Below are 1,740 nucleotides of genomic sequence, written 5' to 3' on the forward strand. Positions count from 1 at the left end.
CTTAGGTGTTGTATGGTTAAGCCTCACGGGTAATTAGTACAAGTTAGCTCAATACATTACTGCACTTACACACCTTGCCTATCAACGTTGTAGTCTCCAACGGCCCTTTAGGGAACTTAAAGTTCCAGTGAGAACTCATCTTGAGGCTCGCTTCCCGCTTAGATGCTTTCAGCGGTTATCGATTCCGAACGTAGCTACCGGGCAATGCATCTGGCGATACAACCCGAACACCAGCGGTTCGTCCACTCCGGTCCTCTCGTACTAGGAGCAGCCCCTCTCAATTCTCAAACGCCCACGGCAGATAGGGACCGAACTGTCTCACGACGTTCTAAACCCAGCTCGCGTACCACTTTAAATGGCGAACAGCCATACCCTTGGGACCGACTTCAGCCCCAGGATGTGATGAGCCGACATCGAGGTGCCAAACACCGCCGTCGATATGAACTCTTGGGCGGTATCAGCCTGTTATCCCCGGAGTACCTTTTATCCGTTGAGCGATGGCCCTTCCATTCAGAACCACCGGATCACTATGACCTACTTTCGTACCTGCTCGACGTGTCTGTCTCGCAGTTAAGCTGGCTTATACCATTGTACTAACCTCACGATGTCCGACCGTGATTAGCCAACCTTCGTACTCCTCCGTTACTCTTTAGGAGGAGACCGCCCCAGTCAAACTACCCACCAAACAGTGTCCCAAACCCCGATTCAGGGGCCATGGTTAGAACTCAAAACATACAAGGGTGGTATTTCAAGATTGGCTCCACGTCATCTGGCGACAACGCTTCAAAGCCTCCCACCTATCCTACACATGTAGGCTCTAAGTTCACTGCTAAGCTATAGTAAAGGTTCACGGGGTCTTTCCGTCTAGCCGCGGGTACACAGCATCTTCACTGCGATTTCAACTTCACTGAGTCTCGGGTAGAGACAGCATGGCCATCATTACGCCATTCGTGCAGGTCGGAACTTACCCGACAAGGAATTTCGCTACCTTAGGACCGTTATAGTTACGGCCGCCGTTTACCGGGGCTTCGATCAAAAGCTTCGACCTAAGTCTAACCTCATCAATTAACCTTCCGGCACCGGGCAGGCGTCACACCCTATACGTCATCTTACGATTTAGCAGAGTGCTGTGTTTTTAATAAACAGTTGCAGCCATCTGGTATCTTCGGCCTCTAGCAGCTTAGAGAGCAAGTCTCATCACCGCCAAAGGCGTACCTTCTCCCGAAGTTACGGTACCATTTTGCCTAGTTCCTTTACCCGAGTTCTCTCAAGCGCCTTGGTATTCTCTACCTGACCACCTGTGTCGGTTTGGGGTACGATCCTTTATTATCTGAAGCTTAGAGACTTTTCCTGGAAGCATGGCATCAATGACTTCAGTACCTTAGTACCTCGACATCGTATCTCAGTGTTAAAAGAAACCCGGATTTACCTAAGTCTCCCACCTACATACTTGAACCTGGACAACCATCGCCAGGCCCACCTAGCCTTCTCCGTCCTCCCATCGCAATAATAAAGGGTACGGGAATATTAACCCGTTTCCCATCGACTACGCCTTTCGGCCTCGCCTTAGGGGTCGACTCACCCTGCCCCGATTAACGTTGGACAGGAACCCTTGGTCTTCCGGCGGGGAGGTTTTTCACCCCCCTTATCGTTACTCATGTCAACATTCGCACTTCTGATACCTCCAGGATGCCTTACAGCTTTCCCTTCGACGGCTTACAGAACGCTCCTCTACCACGC

1 rRNA gene is annotated in these 1,740 nt (G+C 50.9%); it reads right to left on the bottom strand.

Annotation, left to right across the window (positions count from 1 at the left end):
• Positions 1–12: 12 nt before the first annotated feature.
• A 23S ribosomal RNA gene (locus Q0794_RS18010) occupies positions 13–1,740 on the bottom strand; the annotation flags it as partial.

Origin of the sequence: uncultured Psychromonas sp. (assembly GCF_947489755.1) — a bacterium.
Lineage (GTDB): Bacteria > Pseudomonadota > Gammaproteobacteria > Enterobacterales > Psychromonadaceae > Psychromonas.